Genomic DNA, 18,238 nt, shown 5'->3' on the forward strand with positions numbered 1-18,238 from the left:
GCTTCTCCTACGGCCGACGGCAGCGGGTGCCGGGGCGGCCGTGTGGTGGACGGAACGGACTGACCGGGACACCGTCGGTCATCAGCGACGACGTGGGTCCTGTCAGGTCCGCCAGACGCCGAGCCGGGAGCGTTCGTTCAGTGCGGGAAGGGGGCCGCGTGTCCCGTCCGGAGGCGGCCCGTACCGCAGGGCCGCAGCACCGTCCACCTCGGCACGGGGCACGGTGAACTGCAGGGCGTCCGGGTCGACTTGAATGCCACGCGGCGCCTGCACGCTGGGCTCGTCCGCGCCCCGACACTCCTCGCCGCCCTCGTGCGCGGGGGCGCAGGCGGCGTGGTCGTGATCGGCGGCGTAGGAGACGGCGGCGACGGTGTCGGCCCGCCCGGAACCCGCCGACGCGGGCCCGTGGGCGCAGCACAGGACGTGCAGCAGCGCGGCCAGCAGCACGACGAGAACCGCGCCGGCCCATGTTCCGGCGCGGCGGTCGCGACGCACTGCGAACGAGATCCCCATCAGCACAGAACGTAGCCGATCGGGCACATAAAGTGCACGTGAGGGTTGGCGGGGGAATCGTCAAGGCAGCTCTCCGTGGCCCCGGGCCCGCTCAGGAGAAGGTCTCCGCAGTGATGCCGTCGGGGCTTTCCGGTGGCCATTCCACCAGTTCGATGCGGTAGCCGTCCGGGTCGGTGAGCCATGCGGTTTTCGGGCCCTCGGGGCCGCCCGGGTGCTTGATTGGTCCCGGGGCCAGGCCCGCTTCGGCCAGTCGTTCCAAGGTGGCGGCCAGGGTGTCCACCTGGATCGCGAGGTGGTCGAAGCCGGTGCCCACGTCGACGGGTCCTTCGGCGGGGCGGTGGACCAGTTCGAGTGAGGCGGCGGGCTCGTCGGGGAAGTGCAGGATCACGAGGTGGCCCGCGTCGGCGGCCCGGACTCTGCCCAACTCGGCGTAGCCCAGGGCGGTGTAGAAGGCGAGCGAGTGGTCCAGGTCGGTGACGCGGTAGGAGACGAAGAGCGTCTTCATGCGGTCTTCCCCGAGTGGCGCACGCGGTAGCGCAGGTGTGTGACGTCGCGGTCCTCGAGGCGTCGGAGGAGGGCGAGTTCGATGTGGTCGGCGCCGAGGTGGTCGAAGAGTCGGCGGCCGGATCCGAGGAGGACCGGGACCAGGTGGATCTCCATCTCGTCGAGGTGTCCGGCCCGCAGGAGGGCCTGGGCCGCGCCCGCCCCGTGCACCATGACGGGCCGGTCCCCGGCGGCCTCGCGGGCCTGCCGGGCGCAGTCCTCGACGTCGGTGACGAACCGCGCGTGGCCGGGCAGCACGTCCCCGTCCTCGACCCGGTGGGTAAGGACGAGGATCGGCACACCGTCGTGATGGTCGCCCTGCCGGCGGCCGGCGAGTTCGAAGGTGCGGCGGCCGGAGATCAGCGCGCCGGTCGCCAGCGCCTCGCGGTAGACCTGTCCGCTGGGGCCGTCGGAATTCCGGTCGTCGAGCCAGTTGAAGAGGCGCCCGCCGGCACGGCCGAGCTCCTGACCCGGCCGGTCGTCCGGACCGGCGATGAAGCCGTCGAGCGACATCGACATGTACAGCCGAATCGGTTGGGTCATGGCCGGCCTCCCTGGTGTCACAGGGAGGACTCCGGGTGGCCGGCAAACTCATCGCGCGGCGGACACCCCGCCGCAGGCGCTACCGCAGCGCCTGCGCGACGGCGTCGGCGATCGGCGTGGTGGGGCGGCCGATGAGACGCGACAGGTCGCCGTTCTGCCGCGCGAGCAGCCCCTTCTCGACCGCGGTGTCCACGCCCACGAGGATGTCGGCGAACGGGGCGGGCAGTCCGGCGCCGAGCAGGATCTCCCGGTTCTGCTCGGGCGTGACGGCCCGGTAGACGATCTCCTTGCCGGACTGCCGCGCGACCTCGTCCGCGTACTCGGCGAGCGACCACGCGACGTCGCCGCTCAGCTCGTACACCTTGTTCTCGTGGCCCTCGCCGGTCAGTACGGCGACGGCGGCCGCCGCGAAGTCGGCGCGCGAGGCGGAGGCGAAGCGGCCCTCGCCCGCGTTCGCCACGACGGCGCCGTGCTCCAGGACCGGGGCCAGGTTCTCGGTGAAGTTCTCGTGGTACCAGCCGTTGCGCAGGAAGGTGTATGGCAGACCGGAGTCGAGGATCGCCTGCTCGGTGACCTTGTGCTCGGCGGCGAGTTCGAAGTCGGCGTCCGGGCCGCCGAGCACACCGGTGTAGGCGAGGAGCGCGACGCCCGCCGCCTTCGCGGCGTCGATGACGGCCTGGTGCTGGGGGACGCGCTGCCCGACCTCGCTGCCGGACACCAGCAGGACGCGGTCGCCCGCGCGGAAGGCGTCCGCGAGCGTCTCGGGGGCGTTGTAGTCGGCGACGCGCAGCTCGACACCCCGGGCGGCGAGGTCCGCGGCCCTGCTCTTGTCGCGCACGACGGCGGCGATTTCCGAGGCGGGGACACCCGCGTCCAGCAGTCCCGTGACGACCAGGCGGCCGAGCTTCCCGGTGGCGCCGGTGACGACGTAGCTCATGTCTCATATCTCCTTGCTCAGTGGTTCTCCTTCACCGTAAAACGGGTACTAAGGATTCGTAAGTACCCACTTTGAAGTAAGGTACTGGTGTGAAGGTGAGCAGGGTCCGGGAGTGGACGGCGACGACCGGCGAGGGCATGTGTCCGCAGCGCCTGGTCCTGGAGCATGTCACCAGCCGGTGGGGCGTTCTCGTGCTGCTCGCGCTGGAGGAGCGCTCGTACCGGTTCAGCGAGCTGCGCCGGGAGGTCGGCGGGGTCAGCGAGAAGATGCTCGCGCAGACGCTGCAGACCCTGGAGCGGGACGGTGTCGTCCACCGTGACGCCAAGCCCGTGATCCCACCCCGCGTCGACTACTCGCTCACGGACCTCGGCCGCGAGGCCGCCGCACAGGTCCGCGCGCTCGCGGACTGGACGGACCGGCGCCTGCCCGAGGTAACGGCGGCGCGCGAGGCGTACGACGCGTCGAAGAGCGCCGAACAGGCGTAGAGCGGCCTTCGGGCGCGGCGAACACGTCCGCGCCGGCATCACCGCTCCGTGTACCTGTCGGCTCCGCGGTCGACCTCGGCCTGCGCGTCCTCGGACTGCTCGCGGGAGTTCTCCCGTGCCTTCTCGGGGAGGCCCGCCTCGCGCTCGTCCTCCCGTGTGCGACGCTCGAGTTCGTCCGCGTCGGGCCGCCGGGGCATGCCCCGGCCGTGGCCCGTTTCCGGGTTGCCTTCGACCTGCCTGTTGGACTTGTGGTGACCCGACATGTCTCCTCCTGAATGCCGGTCCGAGGCGCCGCCCAGGACCGCTCGTGGCCCGGCCGGACCGGGGAGTTCGTGCGGCGGCTCTGACAGGGGCCGACCGAGGGGATGCGTTCAACTGAAGCGCGATGTCCGCTCCGCCGCAATCGGAGCACGAGGCACGACGACCAGGCCTACGGGTGCGCGTCCGTGAGCGCGATGACCTCGTCGAGGCGGTCCAGGGCGGCCTGCAGGTCGTCGACCTTGGCCTGGATGCGGGCGCGCTCCTCGTGCAGCATGGCCCGCTGCTCGGCGTCGGTGTGCCCGGAGTCCCAGCACGGGAGGAGTTCCGCGATCCTTCGGCTGGTCAGGCCGGCGGCGTACATCTGCTGGAAGAAGCGCACCAGGGCGACGGCGTCCTGCCGGTACAGGCGCTGGCCGGACGGGCTGCGCTCCGCGACGAGGAGGCCTTGCTGCTCGTAGTAGCGCACGGCGCGCACCGAGACACCGGCCCCGCGTGCCACCTCGCCGATGCGGATCAGCCGCTCGGCCGCGGCCTGGGTGACGGTCATGGTGGTTCCTCTCGCCCCGGTTCCGAAGAACAGCACTTGCCCCTGACGTCAGCGTCAGGTTTTAGCGTACCGGGCATGGACATCAACGACTCAGTCGCCCTTGTCACCGGAGCCAACCGTGGCCTGGGCCGCGCCTTCGCCCAGCGCCTCCTCGACCGGGGCGCCCGCAAGGTCTACGCGGCGGCCCGCCGCCCGGAGACCGTGGACCTGCCCGGGGTGGTGGCGCTGCCCCTCGACATCACCGACCCCGCATCGGTACGGGCCGCCGCCGAGGCCGCCCCGGACGTCTCGCTGCTGATCAACAACGCGGGGATCCAGACGGGCACCGACCTGGTGACCGGCTCCCTGGACGAGGTGCGCCGCGAGCTGGAGACCAATGTGTTCGGCCACCTGGGGATGATCCGGGAGTTCGCCCCGGCGCTCGCCGGGAACGGTGGGGGCGCGATCGTCAACGTCCTCTCCGCCATGTCGTGGTTCGGGGGCGCGGGCGCGAACGCCTACCACCTGACGAAGGCCGCCGCGTGGGCGATGACCAACGGTGTCCGGCTCGAACTCGCCGAGCAGGGCACGCTCGTGACGGCGGTGCACCTCGGCCTGGCCGACACCGACATGGCCGCCGGCTGGCCCGTGGCCAAGATCGCGCCCTCGGACCTGGCCGACGCGGCGCTCGACGGTGTCGAGGCGGGCTCCGCCGAGGTCCTCGCCGACCAGTGGAGCCGGGACGTCAAGGCCCGACTGCCGCTCGCGCCGGAGGAGTTCAACGCCGCGATGGACCGCGCCCTGACGGCGCTGACGGCGGCGTGAGGGCCTTCTCGCATCGATGCTGAGGCGCTAACCCGCCGCGCCGTCGCGCTCGGCGACGAGGAGCGCGATGTCGTCGCGGGCGCCGGGGTGGCGCAGGTGCTCAAGGAGGTGGTCGCAGGTCTCCTCCAGGGGCCGGTGGCCGGTGAGGAGACCGAGGAGCACCTGGATACGGGTGTCGATGGCGTCGCCGCGGGTCTCGACCAGGCCGTCGGTGTACAGCACCAGACGGCTGCCCGGGTCGAGGGTGAAGTCCCGCGCGGTGTACTCCGAGTCGCCCAGCCCCAGCGGGGCTCCCGGGTCCATCTCGACGGTTTCGGCGCGGCCGTCGGGGTGGGCCAGGACGGGCGGGAGGTGTCCCGCCGTGGCGATCCGGCAGTGGCCGGTGGCCGGCTCGCAGATGACGTAGCTGCACGTGACGAACGAGGAGCCGTCGAGCTCGGCGCTGAGCCGGTCGAGGTGGTGCAGCACCTGGCAGGGGCTGAGGTCGAGCTGGGCCAAGGTCCGTGTGGCGGTGCGCAGTTGGCCCATGGTGGCGGCGGCGTTGATACCGCTGCCCATCACGTCCCCGATGACCAGGGCGGTCCGGCCCTCCGGCAGGGGCAGCACGTCGAACCAGTCCCCGCCGATTCCCGAGGCGTCGTCGGCCGGACGGTACCGGGTGGCGATCTCCAACCCCGGCCGGTGGGTGGCCCGTTGGGGCAGCAGGCTGCGCTGCAGCGCGAGGGCGGTGTCGCGTTCGTGGCGGTACCAGCGTCCGTTGTCGATGCAGATCGCCGCACGGTCGGCGAGCTCGCAGGCGAAGGCGCGGTCCTCGGCGTCGAAGGGGCGGGGGTTGCCGACGCGCAGCAGCGAGAGGGCGCCGAGGACGACGCCGTGCGCGGTCAGGGGCACCGCCAGGTAGGAGTGGGCGCCGGCCCGGGCGAGGGTCGCCGAGTCCGGGTCCGTGCCGAGCCGCCGCAAGGTGTCGGCCGTCAGCTGCGGCACCAGGACCGGGCGGCCCGTCGTCACACACTCGGTCACCAGGCGGTCGGCCGCGTAGACCGCCGCCTCGCCGACCGGATCGGCGGCCCGGACGGCGTCGCTGGGCGGCCGGGCCGCGACGGCGAGCGGGCGGAAGGCGGCTCCCTGCCCGGTGTCCGGCACGGCGGGATCGACGCCGGTGAAGATGACATCAAGTACGTCCACCGCCGCCACGTCGGCCAGGTCCGCCACGGCGATGTCCGCGAGGTCGCGCGCGGTGCGCTCCATGTCGAGCGTGGAGCCGATGCGCGCTCCGGCGTCCGCCAGCGTGGCCAGGCGCCTGCGGGCGCGGGCGGCCTCGACGGCGGCCTGGTGCCGTTCGGTGTCGTCGATGACGGCGGCGGCCACCCCGATGACCCGCCCGCGGGTGTCCTGCAGCCGGTAGTACGAGGTGGACCACGCGTGCTCGCGTTCGGGGTCGGGATCGTACGGGGTGGTGCTCGACGTGAGCTGGTCCAGCATCGGCTGTCCGGTGTCGAGCACGTGGCGCAGCGCCGCCTCGATCGGGGCGGTGTCCATGAAGGGCAGTACGTCCGCGGGGCGCAGGCCGACGCATTCCGCGGCGGGTGTGCCGTGGAACTTCTCGAGCGCGGGGTTGATCAGCCGGTAGCGCAGCTCGGTGTCGAAGACCGCCAGGCCGATGGGCGAGTGGTAGAACAGCGGCGCCGTCAGCGCGAGGCCGGTCTCCACCTCGCGCAGCTGCGTCTGGTCGGTGGCGATGCCCAGCGCGTAGATCCGCCCCTCGATGTCCTTGAGCGGCACATTGCGGAATTCCGCCTGGCACACCGTGCCGTTCTTGCACCGGATGGGGAATCCGCCGGCCCACGGTTCGCCGTCCAGGACGCGCTGGAACCACTCCCGCACCTGCGGCGCGTGCTCCGGCTCTACGAGGAGGTCCTCCGCGTTCTGCCCGAGGGCGTCCGCCGCGCTGTAGCCGAACAGCCGCTCCGCCTCGGGGCTCCACAGCGTGATCCGGCCCTCGACGTCCAGGACCACGGCGGCCACGCCCAGCAGGTCGAGCAGCCCGCCCGGGGCGGAGAACACGTCGCCGTCCCGCGCCTCGGTCGGCCCGACCGTGAAGCCGTACTCAGTCACGCCGCCCACCGCCTTCGCACACCAGGCGACCGGCGAAGCCGGATCGCCTGCATTCCAGCATGTCGCGGGGCGCAGCACAATGCACATCCACGAACCGGGCGGGCCACCACACACCGCCGGCGCCTCACTCGTACGGCGCCCGCCCGATGGTCACGGCGCCGCGGAAGCCCTCCGCCGAGACGCTCGCCATCGCGTCGAGCGAGGCGTCGGGGACGGGCAGCAAATGGGCGTCGACCCAGGTGTCGCCCTTCTCCGTACCGGCCCACGGGTCGTCGATGACGACGGCGCCGGGGACGACGCCGTGGCAGAGCACCCAGTGCGGCACGTCGAAGCCCTGCATCGCGGCGAGCGAGAGCAGGAGCAGCACGTGCTCGCTCCGGCCGAGCGCCGCGCGGACGTCGTCGGTGGAGAGGCGGTGCGCGTCGACGGGGACTCCGGTCCGTGCGGCCTGTGTGCGTGACTCCCGTTGCAGCAGGGCGCGCCATTCCCGGTCGGCTTCCGGGAGATGGTCGAGCAGCACGGGGTGGTCCACGTCGAGGTGCACCGTGACCGGGGTCGAATGCCACGCCCGGCGCACGGCGACGCCCAGACCGACGGGCTCGCAGGCGAGGAAGTTGGTCGCGTCGCGCCACAGCGTCAGCTCCGCCCGGCGGTCGAGCGCGTCCAACGGCAGGGCGCCCGCGTGCACTTGGGCGACGAGGGCGGTGACCGCGCCGCACGTGAAGTGCGTGCTCTGACCGTAGTACGGGGGTTCCGGCACCGCTCCCCCGTGCAGCCAGCGCACGTAGCCGGTCGTGGGGCCCGCCGCGTCCTCGGGTGGCGCGAGCGGGGAACGCAACGGAGTGAAGCCGGCGGCCACGGCCTCCTCACGACTCACGGTCCAGCCTTCCCACTTGACCTGCGCGAGCCCCTGTTCGCGTGCGTGGGCGACGACGGCCTCGACGGCCGCCGGTACGTCGCCGACCGCGTCGACGATCTTCAGGTACGCCGTGCCGGGGCGCGCCGACACCAGCGCGGCGGCGGTCCACCGCGCGCCGTCGCCCGGGACGGCCACGATGTGCGGGGCGTGGGCGGAACGGTCGACCGTGTGCCAGCGCTCGGGCGCCTTGAGGTGTGCCGGAAGGCCCGGCGAGGTGTCGGGCTCGTACGGGACGACGGTGAAGTGCTGCACGGGCGTTTCCTTTTGGGGCGGGGGCCGGTGGCCGGGCGGCGTCATGCGCGGGACTGCCGCAGGACCCAGACGAAGTACGGGGCGCCGACCAGCGCGATCATGAGGCCCGCCGGCATCTGGGCGGGCGCGACGAGCGTGCGGCCGAGCGCGTCGGCCACGCAGACCAGCACCGCGCCGAGCAGCATCGCGACCGGGATCGCGCGGCTGTGCCGGGCACCCACCAGGGAGCGGGCGAGGTGCGGGGCGACGAGCCCCACGAAGCCGACGACACCGACCGCGATCACGCTGAGCGCCGCGAGCACCGCGGCGATCGCGAGCGCGGTGAGCCGGGTGCGTTCGACCTTGACCCCGACGATGCGCGGCGTGTCCTCGTCGACGGCGAGCAGGTCGAGCCGCTCGCGCATGGCCAGCAGCACGGGGAGCGCGAGCGCCAGGGCCACCGCGACGGGTACGACATCGGGCAGCGTGCGGCCGTAGGTCGTACCGGAGAGCCAGGTGAAGATGCGGGGCGTGTTGTACGGGTCGGCGCGCAGCAGCAGGAACGTGGTGACGGCGCTCAGCCCGTACCCGCAGCCGATGCCGATCAGGACGAACCGGTCGGGCAGGAAGCCCCCGCGCCAGGACAGCAGGGCGACCACCGCGAACGTGGCGAGACCCGCCGCGACCGCCACCGCGACGAGCACCGGCCGCCCGCCCGGCAGGCCCGACGTGACGACGCTCGCCGCGCCGAGCCCGGCGCCCGCCGTGATGCCCAGGATTCCGGGCTCCGCCAGCGGATTGCGCACGGCGCCCTGGACGACACACCCGGCCAGTCCGAGCGCGGCGCCCGCGCACACCGCGGCGGTCACCCGCGGCACCCGGTCGTCGAGCGCCTGGCCGATCAGATCGGGGGCCAGGCCCTGGGCCCACAGCGCGATGTCTCCCGTACGCAGCCAGAGACTGCCCGCGAGGACCGCCACGACGGCCGCCGCCACCAGGAGTGCCGTCGCGCCGAGCACGACGAGGAGGAACGCGCGGCGCGACCGTGCGGCGACCCGGGCGCGCGAGGGGCGCGGCGCCTGGCCGGTGTCCCGCAGCCGCAGCGCGAGCGCCACGATCACCACGGCGCCGAGCAGCGCGGTCGGCACGCCGGTGGGGATGGCGGCAGCCCCGTCGGCACCCTGCACCGCGCGCAGTCCCGCGTCCGCGAGCAGGATGAGCAGCGCGCCGAGCAGCCCGGCGGCCGGCACCGCGTACAGGTGTCGGCGCAGTGCCCGCACCCGCCCGGCGAGCAGGCGGACCAGGACGGGGGCGCCGAGGCCGACGAAGCCGATCGGGCCGGCGAGGGTCACCGCCGTGCTGGTGAGCAGCACCGCGCAGAGCACGGCCGTCACACGGGTGGACCGGACCGGGACGCCGAGGGTGGCGGCGGTGTCGTCGCCGAGGTTCAGCACGTCGAGGCGGCGGGACAGCGCCAGGGCGAGACACAGCACCACGGCCACCAACGGCCAGGCGCGCACGGCCGCGTCGATGTTCAACTGCGCGAGCGAACCGCTCCCCCACGCGAACAGGCCGGTGGTGTTCTGGTTGAACAGGATGAGGAGCGCACCGGTCGCCGCGTCCAGGGCCATCGCGATGGCCGAACCGGCGAGGACGAGGCGGGTGCCCGCGGTCCCCGCGGCCCGGCCCGCGAGCAGCAGGACGAGCGCCGCCGCGGCCAGTCCACCGGTGAAGGCGACGGCGCCCGACGCCCACAGCGGGACGGCGAGGCCGAAGGCCGCGACGAGGGTGAGGGTGAAGTAGGCCCCGGCCGTGACGGCGAGGGTGTCGGGCGAGGCGAGGGCGTTGTGCGTGACGGACTGGAGCAGCGCTCCGGCGGCGCCGAGCGCGACACCGACCGCGACGCCCGCGAGCAGCCGCGGCAGCCGCGAGCCGGTGAAGATCTCACCGACCGGCGCCCCACCGGTGTGCTCGCGTCCGCCGGCGAGATACCGCAGCAGGTCACCGACGCCGACGCCCGAAGTCCCCTGCGTCAGGTGCCACATGCCCACCAGGACGGTCGCGGCGAGCAGTGCCACGAGGACGGCCACGCCGGTGGGACCGCTGCCGCGCTCGGGGCGCGGCAGCGGGGGGCCACCGGCGGGTGACGGTGCGGTGGGCGCGGAGGTCCGCCGTGGCGCGCCCACTTCTTGCCGTGCGCTCACTTCTTGTCGAGCACGTCGACGTAGGCGTCGATCGCCTGCGCGCAGGAGCGCGGGCCGCCGGCGCCCCACACCCGGGCCGGGAAGGAGTGCGCGCGGCCTTCCTTCACGGCGGGGATGGTCTTCCAGATCGGGTTCTTCTTCAGCGCGGAGACATAGCCGCCGGCGCCTTCGTCGTTGGCGTAGAAGAGGTTGGCGTCGCCGACGGCAGTGAGGCCCTCCACGTCGGTCTGGGCGAGGCCGTAGGACTTGTCGACGCCGCCGTCCCCGTGGTCCTTGTTGACGGCCTTGGTCCAGGCCGGGTTCATGCCGAGTTCCTTGCCTATCTCGGTGAACAGGGCGCCGTCGCTGTACGGGCGGACGGTGAGGTTGCCGCCCTGCTGCCATCCGTCGAAGAACAGGAAGTCCTTGGTGGGCAGGTCGGCGTCCGTGACCTTCTTCTTCGCCGTGGCGAGGTGGTCGTCGAACTCCTTGAGCACCTGGTCGGCCCGCTCGGTGCGGCCGGTCGCCTTGCCGATCATGCTGAACACGTCGCGCATGTTGCCGATCGGGTCCTTCGGGTCGGCGCCCTTGGTGACCAGCACGGGGACCTTGCGCTTCTCCAGCTTCTTGACGGTCTCGTCGTCGGCGTCGAAGGCCTCCACGACGACGAGGTCGGGCTTGGCCGCGTAGAGGGTGTCGAGGTCGGGTTCCTCACGGGTGCCGATGTCGGTGACTCCCTTGGGCAGCTTCTCCGCGCTGACCCAGGTGCTGTATCCCTTGGCGTCGGACACGGCGGTGGGGGTGACGCACAGCGTCAGGGCGTCCTCGACCTGCTGCCACTCCAGGACCGCGATCCGCTTGGCGGGCTTGTCGAGCTTCACGGTGCGGCCGACGCCGTCCTTGAAGGAGACCGGCTTCGTGGAGGTGGCCGTGGTGTCCGAGGCGCAGTCCTTCGATGCGGGCGAGGCACTGGCGCCGCTGCCTGCCGCGGACTTGTCGACGTCCGTGGTGCCGCAGGCCGTCGCGGCGAGGAGGACGAGCCCGGTGGAGGCGGACGCCGCCAGGAGACGGGCACGGTTCATGAAGGGGCCTCTTTCTTGTGAGGTGTTCGCGGTGCGCGCCGGTGATGTGTGCGCGGCGCGTACTCGTGATGTGTGTGCGGTACGGGAGGGGTGAGGTGATCCGCCTCAGGCGGAGTGCCGCCCGAGGGGATCGATGCGGAGCCGTCCGGTGCGGGGGTCCACCTCGACCTCGACTTGGATGTCGTAGACCTCGCCGATGTTCGCGGCGGTGAGGACGTCGGCGGGGGCGCCCGCCGTGTGCACCCGGCCGGAGTGCATGAGGACGAGCGTGTCCGCGACGCGGGAGGCGTGGTCCAGGTCGTGCAGCACGATGCCGACCGCGATGTCGTGCTCCTCGACGAGCTCGCGGACGAGGTCGAGCGTCTCGAACTGGTAGCGCAGGTCGAGGTGGTTGGTGGGTTCGTCGAGCAGGACGACTCCGGTGTCCTGGGCCAGGCAGGCGGCGAGCCACACACGCTGCATCTCGCCTCCGGAGAGTTCGCCGACGGGGCGGCGGGCCATGTCCCGTACGCCGGTGACACCCATGGCGTGGTCGACGGCGGCCCGGTCGTCGGCGGCCGGTCCCGCGAAGCCGCGGCGGTAGGGGTGGCGTCCGAAGGCCACGACCTCCGCGACCGTCAGCCCTTGGGGCGCGGGCCTCGACTGCGAGAACAGGGTGACCTCGCGGGCGAACTGGCGGGCGCCGAGCAGCGCCGCGTCACGCTCAGGACCGCCGTCGGGGCCCGCGAGTGTCACCCGGCCGCCCTCCACCCGGTGCAGCCGGGACAGCGCGCGCAGCAGTGTGGACTTTCCGCTGCCGTTGGGGCCCACCAGGGCGGTCACGCGGCCGGGCGACAGGTCGACCGAGACACCATGGACGACCGTCCTGCCGTCGTAACTCAGCACCAGGTCGCGCCCGTTGAGGGCAGTGGTGGCAGGTGTGTCGACGGCCGCGACCGAATGATCGGTGGGCCTGCGGGGGCGCGTGAACATCGATGGGTCCCGGTGGTCGGAGGGGCAGGGGCCGCGGCACCCTCCGTCCGGCCGTCACGGGCCGGTCCGCGAACTCGCCCGCGTACGGGCAGCGCCGTACACGTCGAGCAACAACTAAGGGTTACCTAACTCCGAGCAGGTTATATTCCGCCCGCCGCGTCGACAATCACGCGTTCTGGACACCCGATACGGGATTCCGGACATCGCCGGGGGCGCCGCCCGACGCCTCGAAGTACGCGCCCGGCGTGGTGCCCATGACCCGCCGGAAGGCGGCGATGAACGAGCTGGACTGCGCGTAGCCGAGCACCTCGGAGACCGTCAGCACGTCGAAGCCCTCGGAGAGCAGCGTCAGCGCCCGGTGCACCCGCAGCAATTGCCGCCACTGCGCGAAGGAGAGACCCGTCGCCTGCCGGAAGGCGCGGGTGACCGTGCGGTCGCTGACACCAAGGTGCGCCGCCCACTCCTCCAGGGAGCGGCCGTCGCCGGGGTCGTCGAGGAGTGCCTCGGCGATCGGGTCGATCCGGGGGTCGTTGGGCAGCTGGAGGGTGAACTGCCGCCCGGAGGGGCGGAGCACGTCGAACACGACGGCCTCGGCCCGGGACCTGGCCGCCTCGTCGAGCTCCGCGGCGGACAGATGCACCAGCAGGGATTCGAGCAGCGGTGTCATCTCGATCGCCTTCGGCTCCTCGAAGGCGAAGGCGGACGGTGTGCGGTCCGGGGCGAAGAAGGCGTCGTGGAACCGCGCCCCCGCCGTCGACCGCCCGCCGTGGGCGACCCCGGCGGGCATCCACAGTCCGTGCCCCTCGGACACGGTGAAGACCCGGTCCTCGACGCGGGACGTCAGGGTTCCGCCGCGCACCCAGACGAGCTCGTGGAAGGTGTGCGAGTGCGGGGCCCACTCGGTGGGAACGCGGGGTATCCGGAATCCGGCGGTGATGGCGAAGGGGGCGGGCACCTGCTCCGCCTCCTCCACGACCTGACGCACGACGGTGCCCGCCGCGCGGGACACGGTCCCGCGGCTCACCTCACCGCGGGACGCTGGAACCATGAGGTGAGTCTATCGAGGCGCTTTGGGGGACCACCGTGCGCTCATACCGCCGTGCGCTCAGTACGACAGGCCGTGCCCGAAGCGGTACAGCGGCGCACGGGTGTCGAAGGGGACGTCCTCGCGGCTCTCCTCGACCGCCTTCATCGACGACGGCAGATCGAACGGCAGGCGTCCCTGCGGCGCGCTGCCCCCGAAGAGCAGGTCGAGCAGTGCGTCGTCCTCGGCGCCGAAGTCGGCCACGACGGCCGTCGCCGCGTCGGCGAGGTCCGTGAGGACGGCGGGGCGCTCCAGGTAGACGAGCACGACGGTCGGCACCCGGGCCGCGAGGTCGCGCACGTGCCGTACGACGTCATCGGGGAAGTCGAGCGAGCCGCCATGAAACCACTCGCTCAGCGCCGTGCCCCGGTCCTCGTACGGGGCGCGCAGGCGCACCACGGCGACCTCCGCGTCCGTGACGTCCGACACCAACTGCGCGTGCTCACCGACCAGTTCGGTGTCCAGGCCCTCCGCGTACACGCGAAGGTCCGTGCCCTCGGACAGCGGCAGCAGCGCGTCGGTGTTCTTCACCAGGACCAGCGAGCGGCGTTGCGCGGTCCGGCCCGCCTCGCGCAGCGGCTGTGAACCGACGGTCCGGGCCGCCGCCCCGGCGTCGACGCGGCGGTGCTCGAAGAGTCCGAGGCGGAACTTCTCGCGCAGGAGCCGGCGCACCGACGCGTCGATCCGCTCCTGAGACACCGCGCCGCTGTCCACGAGTTCGAGGACGAGGTCGGTGCAGTCGTCGCCGCCGAATTGATCGACGCCCGCGTCGAGGGCGCGGGCGATCCGCTGTGCCGGGGTCAGCTGCTCAAGGCCGTAGGCGTGGGCCTCGAAGACGTCGCCGGAGAGCATGGTCGACTCGATGACGTTCCAGTCGGTGCAGACGATTCCGTCGAAGCCGTAGTGGCCGCGCAGCAGGTCGGTCACCACGGGCTTGTTGAAGGCGAAGCCGACCTCCTCCCAGCCCGGGACGGCCATCGGCATCCCGTAGTACGTCATCACCTGGGTCGCCCCGGCGCGGAACGCCGCGTCGAACGGGAGCTGGTGCAGCCGGGCCAGGCCGCCCGGGTACACCTGCTCGCGGTGGGCGGGGTCGTGCGCGTCCTCGCCGCCGAGCTGCGGTCCGCCGCCCGGGAAGTGCTTGACCATGGCCGCCACCGAGTCGGGGCCGAGCGCCTCGCCGCCGCGCAGGCCGCGGATGAACGCGGCCGTCATGTTGGCGACGGTGACCGGGTCCTCGCCGAACGTGCCGTAGCCGCGCGACCAGCGCGGGTCGGTGAACAGGTCGGCCATCGGCCCGAGCGCGACGCGGATGCCGAGCGCGGTGTACTCGCGCCGCACCACCTCCCCGTACTCCTCGGCGAGCCGGACGTCACCGGTCGCGCCGATGCCGGTGTGCTCGGGCCAGCGGGACATCCGCTCGATGGCCTGGCCCGCCGCCGGGCTGGAGAACATGCCGTGCCGCGGGTCCGTGGAGACGGTGACGGGGATGCCGAGCCGGGTGTCGGCGGCGAGTTCCTGGAGCCGGTTGTGCCAGAGCGCGATCTCGTACGGGTCGGTGCCGTTGAGGAGGTTGAAGTGGGTGATGTGCCGGCTGACGACCAGCTCGTGCGCGCTGCGCACACCGTTGGCCTCGTCCGGCTCGGCGAGCAACTGCCCTCCGGTAGCGAGGGTGTTGGCGGTGTGGAAGAGCTGTCCGGCCTTCTCCTGCGGCGTCATCCGGGTGAGCAGGTCCTCGACGCGCTGCTCGAGGGGCAGTTCGGGGTTCAGGTAGGGGGCGGCGGTCTGGGGCATGACGGAACTTCCTTGTGCGGTACGGGCGTTGCTCAGCGGCGCTTGACGGGCAGCACGGCCGGGATGGCGAGGAGCGCGGCGAGCAGGCCGAAGACGAAGAGCGCGGGGTAGTTGTCGCCGCCCCCGAGGGCGAGCAGCGTCGGCGCGATGAGGGTGATCAGGGAGTAGGGCAGCGTGGCGGCGATGTTCATGACGCCGAGGTCCTTGGCCGCGTTCTTCGGGTCGGGCAGCACATCGGCGGGCAGCGCGATGTCGACGGCGAAGTACACACCCATACCTACGCCGACGAGCGCCTGCGCGATCAGGAACCCGGCCACCGACGTGGCCAGCGCCATCACACCCATCGAGGCGGCGAGCAGCACGGCGGCCGTGAACACGATCGGCTTGCGGCGGCCCATCCGGTCCGAGATCCGGCCCGCGGGCACCGTCGCGATCAGAATGAAGATGTTGGCGACGAGGCTGCCCATGAACACGTAGTGCGTGACGGCGTCGGAGTCCTGTCCGAGATAGTCGGAGAGGTAGTACGCCATGTACGTGGTGACGGTGGCGTACGAGGTCCACATCAGGAAGCGGCTCAGCCACGCCCAGCCGAAGCTCGGGAAGCGCACCGGGTTGGTCCACAGGAAGGCGATCAGCTGGCGGGCGGTCAGCGGCGGCACCTGGTCCTTGCTGACGCGGCGGTCCCGGCCGTAGAGCAGGAACGGCACGACAAGGGCGGCGCCGACGAGTGCGGGGACCAGCATCAGCGCGACGGTCGAGGCGTTGAGGGAGTCCACGAGGAAGGTGCCGCCGAGCGTCGCGAGGGGGTTGGCGAGGGCGAGTACCGCGGAGGCGAAGCCCATCTGCCGCTCGGGCACCTGGTCGGCGAGGGCGCCGTAGATGGCGGCCACCAGCGCGTTGTAGAAGCACTGCGCCAGACACCAGCCGACGACGATCTCCCAGGTGCTGCTCGCGTAGGCGATCACGACGATCCCGACGAAGCCGCCTGCCGTGCCGATCACCATCCAGGGGCGGCGGGCGCCGAACCGGGACGTGGTGCGGTCGGAGAGCAGGCCGAAGAGGGGGTTGGCGACGAGCGCGACCAGGGCGCCGACGCCGAGCGCGAGCGACAGGGCGCCCACCTTGCCGGCGGCGTCCATCCGCTCGACCTTGAGCGCGACGGAGACGAGGGACGGCACGAGCACGCCCATCCAGGCGCCGAGCAGCGCCAGGAAGTGGACGAGGACGAAGGTGCCGGGGACGCGCTCGCGGGCGTCGCCCCCGGGCGGTGCGGGGGCAGCTCCGGGTTCGGTGCTGCCGGGGGCGGACATGGTCACAACTCTCCTTTGAGCCATGGCATTCACTGCCGGCTGTTACTGGGGCTCGTGGCTGCCGCAGGAGTCGCGGATCACGAGTTCGGTGGGGACGGTGAAGTGGGCCGGGGGGCGGCCGTGCTCGATGGAGTCGAGCAGCATGCGGACCGCGGCCGCGCCCATCCGCCGGAACGGCTGGCGCACGGTGGTCAGCGGCGGCTGCATGACGCGGGCGATGGGCGAGTCGTCGAAGCCGATGACGGCGACGTCCTCGGGCACCCGGTGGCCGCTGGCGCGCAGGGCGTTGAGCGCCGAGAAGGCGACCTCGTCCCAGACCACGGCGAGCCCGTCCGGGTCGGTGCCCAGCAGTTCGGTGATCTCGTCGGCGGTCGGTTCGCGGTCGGCCGGCAGCAGCGTCAGATCCGGGTCGTAGTCGATGCCGCCTTCGCGCAGGGCGTCCAGGTAGCCCTCGAACCGCTCCTGGGCGAAGGCGTCGTTCATCTGACCGCCGACGAAGGCGATGCGCCGCCGCCCGTGCCGCACCAGGTGCAGCACGGCCTCTCGGAAGCCTGCCCGGTTGGTGGACTCGACGTACGGCAGGTCGAGGCGGTGGCCGCGGTCGTCGATGACCACGGAGGGCATGCTGGTCTGCGCGATGGCGCCGATGTGCCGGGGTGTGCCCTCGGGCATCAGCAGGATCAGGCCGTCGACGGGCAGCGTCGGCAGGGTCTGCGTGACGAACTCGCGCTCGGCCCGCTCGCCCGACTGCAAGGGGTGGACCATCAGGTGCAGTCCGCGCCGCGCGGCCTCCTCGGCGATCCCGTACTGGATGTCGGAGTAGCCCCACCACTGCTGGAGCGGCATGAGCAGCCCGAGCGTGTCGTGCCTGCCGGTGCGCAGGGAGCGCGCGCTGGCGCTCGGCGCGTAACCGAGGTCGGCGGCGATCCGCTGGATGCGCTCCCGGGTGTCGGCGCCGACGTCCGGGTGCCCGTTCAGCGCCCGGGAGACGGTGGGCTTGCTGACGCCGGCTTCCTGCGCGATGTCCGCGATGGTGACGCGGGGCATGGGGCCTCACCTGGTTCGTGGGTCGGGTTCCGGGGCCCGCTTCCGCCGACTCGGAACCGTTCCGTAATCGATTGCGGAACAGTTCCGAAAGTAACCCCGACAGGCCAGGAGGCGCAAGGGGCCCAAGGAGCCCGAGGGGCTGAGGGGGGGCGAGGGGACCTAGAATGGTATACCAAGCCACCTCTTGATATACCGAAGGAATGCGCGAGGACCGGATGGCAGTGGAAGAGGGCCGGGAGGCCGAGTCGGTGCGGATCGCGCGGCTGATCCGTGACGACATCGTCAACGGCACCCGCCCGCAGGGCAGCAAGCTCGTCGAGCGGGACCTGGCGAACGAGCTCGGCGTGAGCCGGGTGCCGGTGCGGGACGCGTTGAAGGCGCTCGTCGCCGAGGGGCTCGTCACGCCGCGCCCCCGGACCTGGGCCGTCGTCCGCGAGTTCACGAAGAGCGACATCGCCGACCTCCAGGAGGTCCGGTTCGCGATGGAGACCGTCACGTTCAAGCTGGCGGCACAGCGCCGCACCCGGGCCGGTCTCGAGCGGCTGCGCGCCGTGCTCGACGCCGAGCTCGCCGCGGCCGCGTCGGGCGACGCCGCGACCGCGCGCCGGATCGCCGCCGAATTCCACGAGTGCGCCACGGAACTCGCGGGCAACCACGTCTTCGACGAGCTGCAGGTCACCCTGCGCAGCCGGATGCGCTGGCTGCTCGGCCAGCACGACGACCTGGCGAAGGTCGCCGAGGAGCACCGGCTGCTCTACGAGGCGATCGAACAGCGCGACGTCGCCGGTGTCGAGGCACTCGTGCTGCGCCACCTGGAGACCGGGCGGGCCCAGCAGGAGGCGCGCGCCCACAACGCGGACTGACCCCG

18 protein-coding genes are annotated in these 18,238 nt (G+C 72.5%); 3 read left to right on the plus strand and 15 right to left on the minus strand.

From position 1 onward, the window contains the following. Positions 1-102: 102 nt before the first annotated feature. From ACFV9W_RS06505 to ACFV9W_RS06520, 4 genes are all read right to left on the minus strand, one after another. On the minus strand, positions 103-513 hold the full coding sequence (locus tag ACFV9W_RS06505; protein WP_385756207.1) for a hypothetical protein: 411 nt from the start codon (positions 511-513) through the stop codon (positions 103-105). Positions 514-604: 91 nt separating this feature from the next. Further along, entirely contained in the window at positions 605-1,018 is a 414-nt protein-coding gene (locus ACFV9W_RS06510; protein WP_385756209.1) for a VOC family protein, read from the minus strand. Then, entirely contained in the window at positions 1,015-1,599 is a 585-nt protein-coding gene (locus ACFV9W_RS06515) for a dihydrofolate reductase family protein (protein WP_385756210.1), read from the minus strand. Before ACFV9W_RS06515 ends, ACFV9W_RS06510 begins: the two co-directional genes overlap by 4 nt. Before the next feature lie 79 nt (positions 1,600-1,678). Then, positions 1,679-2,536, minus strand: a complete 858-nt coding sequence (locus ACFV9W_RS06520) for an SDR family oxidoreductase (protein ID WP_385756212.1) — start codon at positions 2,534-2,536, stop codon at positions 1,679-1,681. Between the two features lie 137 nt (positions 2,537-2,673). Between ACFV9W_RS06520 and ACFV9W_RS06525 the strand changes: the two genes are divergently transcribed. Next, the gene (locus ACFV9W_RS06525) at positions 2,674-3,021 is read left to right on the plus strand and encodes a winged helix-turn-helix transcriptional regulator (RefSeq protein WP_385756552.1); all 348 of its coding nucleotides are present in this window, start codon (positions 2,674-2,676) and stop codon (positions 3,019-3,021) included. Between the two features lie 38 nt (positions 3,022-3,059). On the opposite strand, the gene ACFV9W_RS06530 is transcribed toward ACFV9W_RS06525, so the two are convergent. Both ACFV9W_RS06530 and ACFV9W_RS06535 read right to left on the minus strand, forming a co-directional pair. Next, on the minus strand, positions 3,060-3,284 hold the full coding sequence (locus tag ACFV9W_RS06530; protein WP_385756214.1) for a hypothetical protein: 225 nt from the start codon (positions 3,282-3,284) through the stop codon (positions 3,060-3,062). A gap of 167 nt (positions 3,285-3,451) precedes the next feature. Further along, positions 3,452-3,829 (minus strand): MerR family transcriptional regulator, encoded by a 378-nt coding sequence (locus ACFV9W_RS06535; RefSeq protein ID WP_385756216.1) that lies wholly within the window; start codon positions 3,827-3,829, stop codon positions 3,452-3,454. A 75-nt stretch (positions 3,830-3,904) separates the two neighbouring features. Here ACFV9W_RS06535 and ACFV9W_RS06540 point away from each other — a divergent pair, with 75 nt between their 5' ends. After that, entirely contained in the window at positions 3,905-4,633 is a 729-nt protein-coding gene (locus ACFV9W_RS06540; protein WP_385756218.1) for an SDR family oxidoreductase, read from the plus strand. A gap of 27 nt (positions 4,634-4,660) precedes the next feature. On the opposite strand, the gene ACFV9W_RS06545 is transcribed toward ACFV9W_RS06540, so the two are convergent. From ACFV9W_RS06545 to ACFV9W_RS06585, 9 genes are all read right to left on the minus strand, one after another. Next, the gene (locus ACFV9W_RS06545; protein ID WP_385756220.1) at positions 4,661-6,748 is read right to left on the minus strand and encodes a SpoIIE family protein phosphatase; all 2,088 of its coding nucleotides are present in this window, start codon (positions 6,746-6,748) and stop codon (positions 4,661-4,663) included. A 124-nt stretch (positions 6,749-6,872) separates the two neighbouring features. Continuing rightward, a complete protein-coding gene (locus ACFV9W_RS06550) occupies positions 6,873-7,964 on the minus strand; it encodes a peptidase C39 family protein (protein WP_385756222.1) in 1,092 nt (363 codons plus the stop codon). Further along, positions 7,961-10,084 (minus strand): iron ABC transporter permease, encoded by a 2,124-nt coding sequence (locus tag ACFV9W_RS06555; protein WP_385756554.1) that lies wholly within the window; start codon positions 10,082-10,084, stop codon positions 7,961-7,963. Before ACFV9W_RS06555 ends, ACFV9W_RS06550 begins: the two co-directional genes overlap by 4 nt. 14 nt (positions 10,085-10,098) lie before the next feature. Then, complete coding sequence (locus ACFV9W_RS06560; RefSeq protein WP_385756224.1) at positions 10,099-11,163, minus strand: iron-siderophore ABC transporter substrate-binding protein; 1,065 nt, start codon at positions 11,161-11,163, stop codon at positions 10,099-10,101. 105 nt (positions 11,164-11,268) lie between these two features. Continuing rightward, positions 11,269-12,135: an ABC transporter ATP-binding protein gene (locus ACFV9W_RS06565; RefSeq protein ID WP_385756225.1), complete on the minus strand. Its 867-nt coding sequence runs from the start codon at positions 12,133-12,135 to the stop codon at positions 11,269-11,271. Between the two features lie 166 nt (positions 12,136-12,301). Then, a complete protein-coding gene (locus ACFV9W_RS06570) occupies positions 12,302-13,183 on the minus strand; it encodes a helix-turn-helix domain-containing protein (protein WP_385756227.1) in 882 nt (293 codons plus the stop codon). 57 nt (positions 13,184-13,240) lie between these two features. Next, positions 13,241-15,013, minus strand: coding sequence for a glycoside hydrolase family 3 protein (locus tag ACFV9W_RS06575; RefSeq protein ID WP_385756228.1), 1,773 nt, complete (start codon positions 15,011-15,013; stop codon positions 13,241-13,243). 32 nt (positions 15,014-15,045) lie between these two features. Continuing rightward, positions 15,046-16,323, minus strand: coding sequence for an MFS transporter (locus tag ACFV9W_RS06580; RefSeq protein WP_385756230.1), 1,278 nt, complete (start codon positions 16,321-16,323; stop codon positions 15,046-15,048). A 42-nt stretch (positions 16,324-16,365) separates the two neighbouring features. After that, a complete protein-coding gene (locus ACFV9W_RS06585; RefSeq protein ID WP_385756231.1) occupies positions 16,366-17,370 on the minus strand; it encodes a LacI family DNA-binding transcriptional regulator in 1,005 nt (334 codons plus the stop codon). 215 nt (positions 17,371-17,585) lie between these two features. Between ACFV9W_RS06585 and ACFV9W_RS06590 the strand changes: the two genes are divergently transcribed. Continuing rightward, positions 17,586-18,233: a GntR family transcriptional regulator gene (locus tag ACFV9W_RS06590; RefSeq protein WP_385756232.1), complete on the plus strand. Its 648-nt coding sequence runs from the start codon at positions 17,586-17,588 to the stop codon at positions 18,231-18,233. Positions 18,234-18,238: the final 5 nt, after the last annotated feature.

This window comes from Streptomyces sp. NPDC059897 (genome assembly GCF_042730865.1).
Taxonomy (GTDB): Bacteria; Actinomycetota; Actinomycetes; order Streptomycetales; family Streptomycetaceae; genus Streptomyces.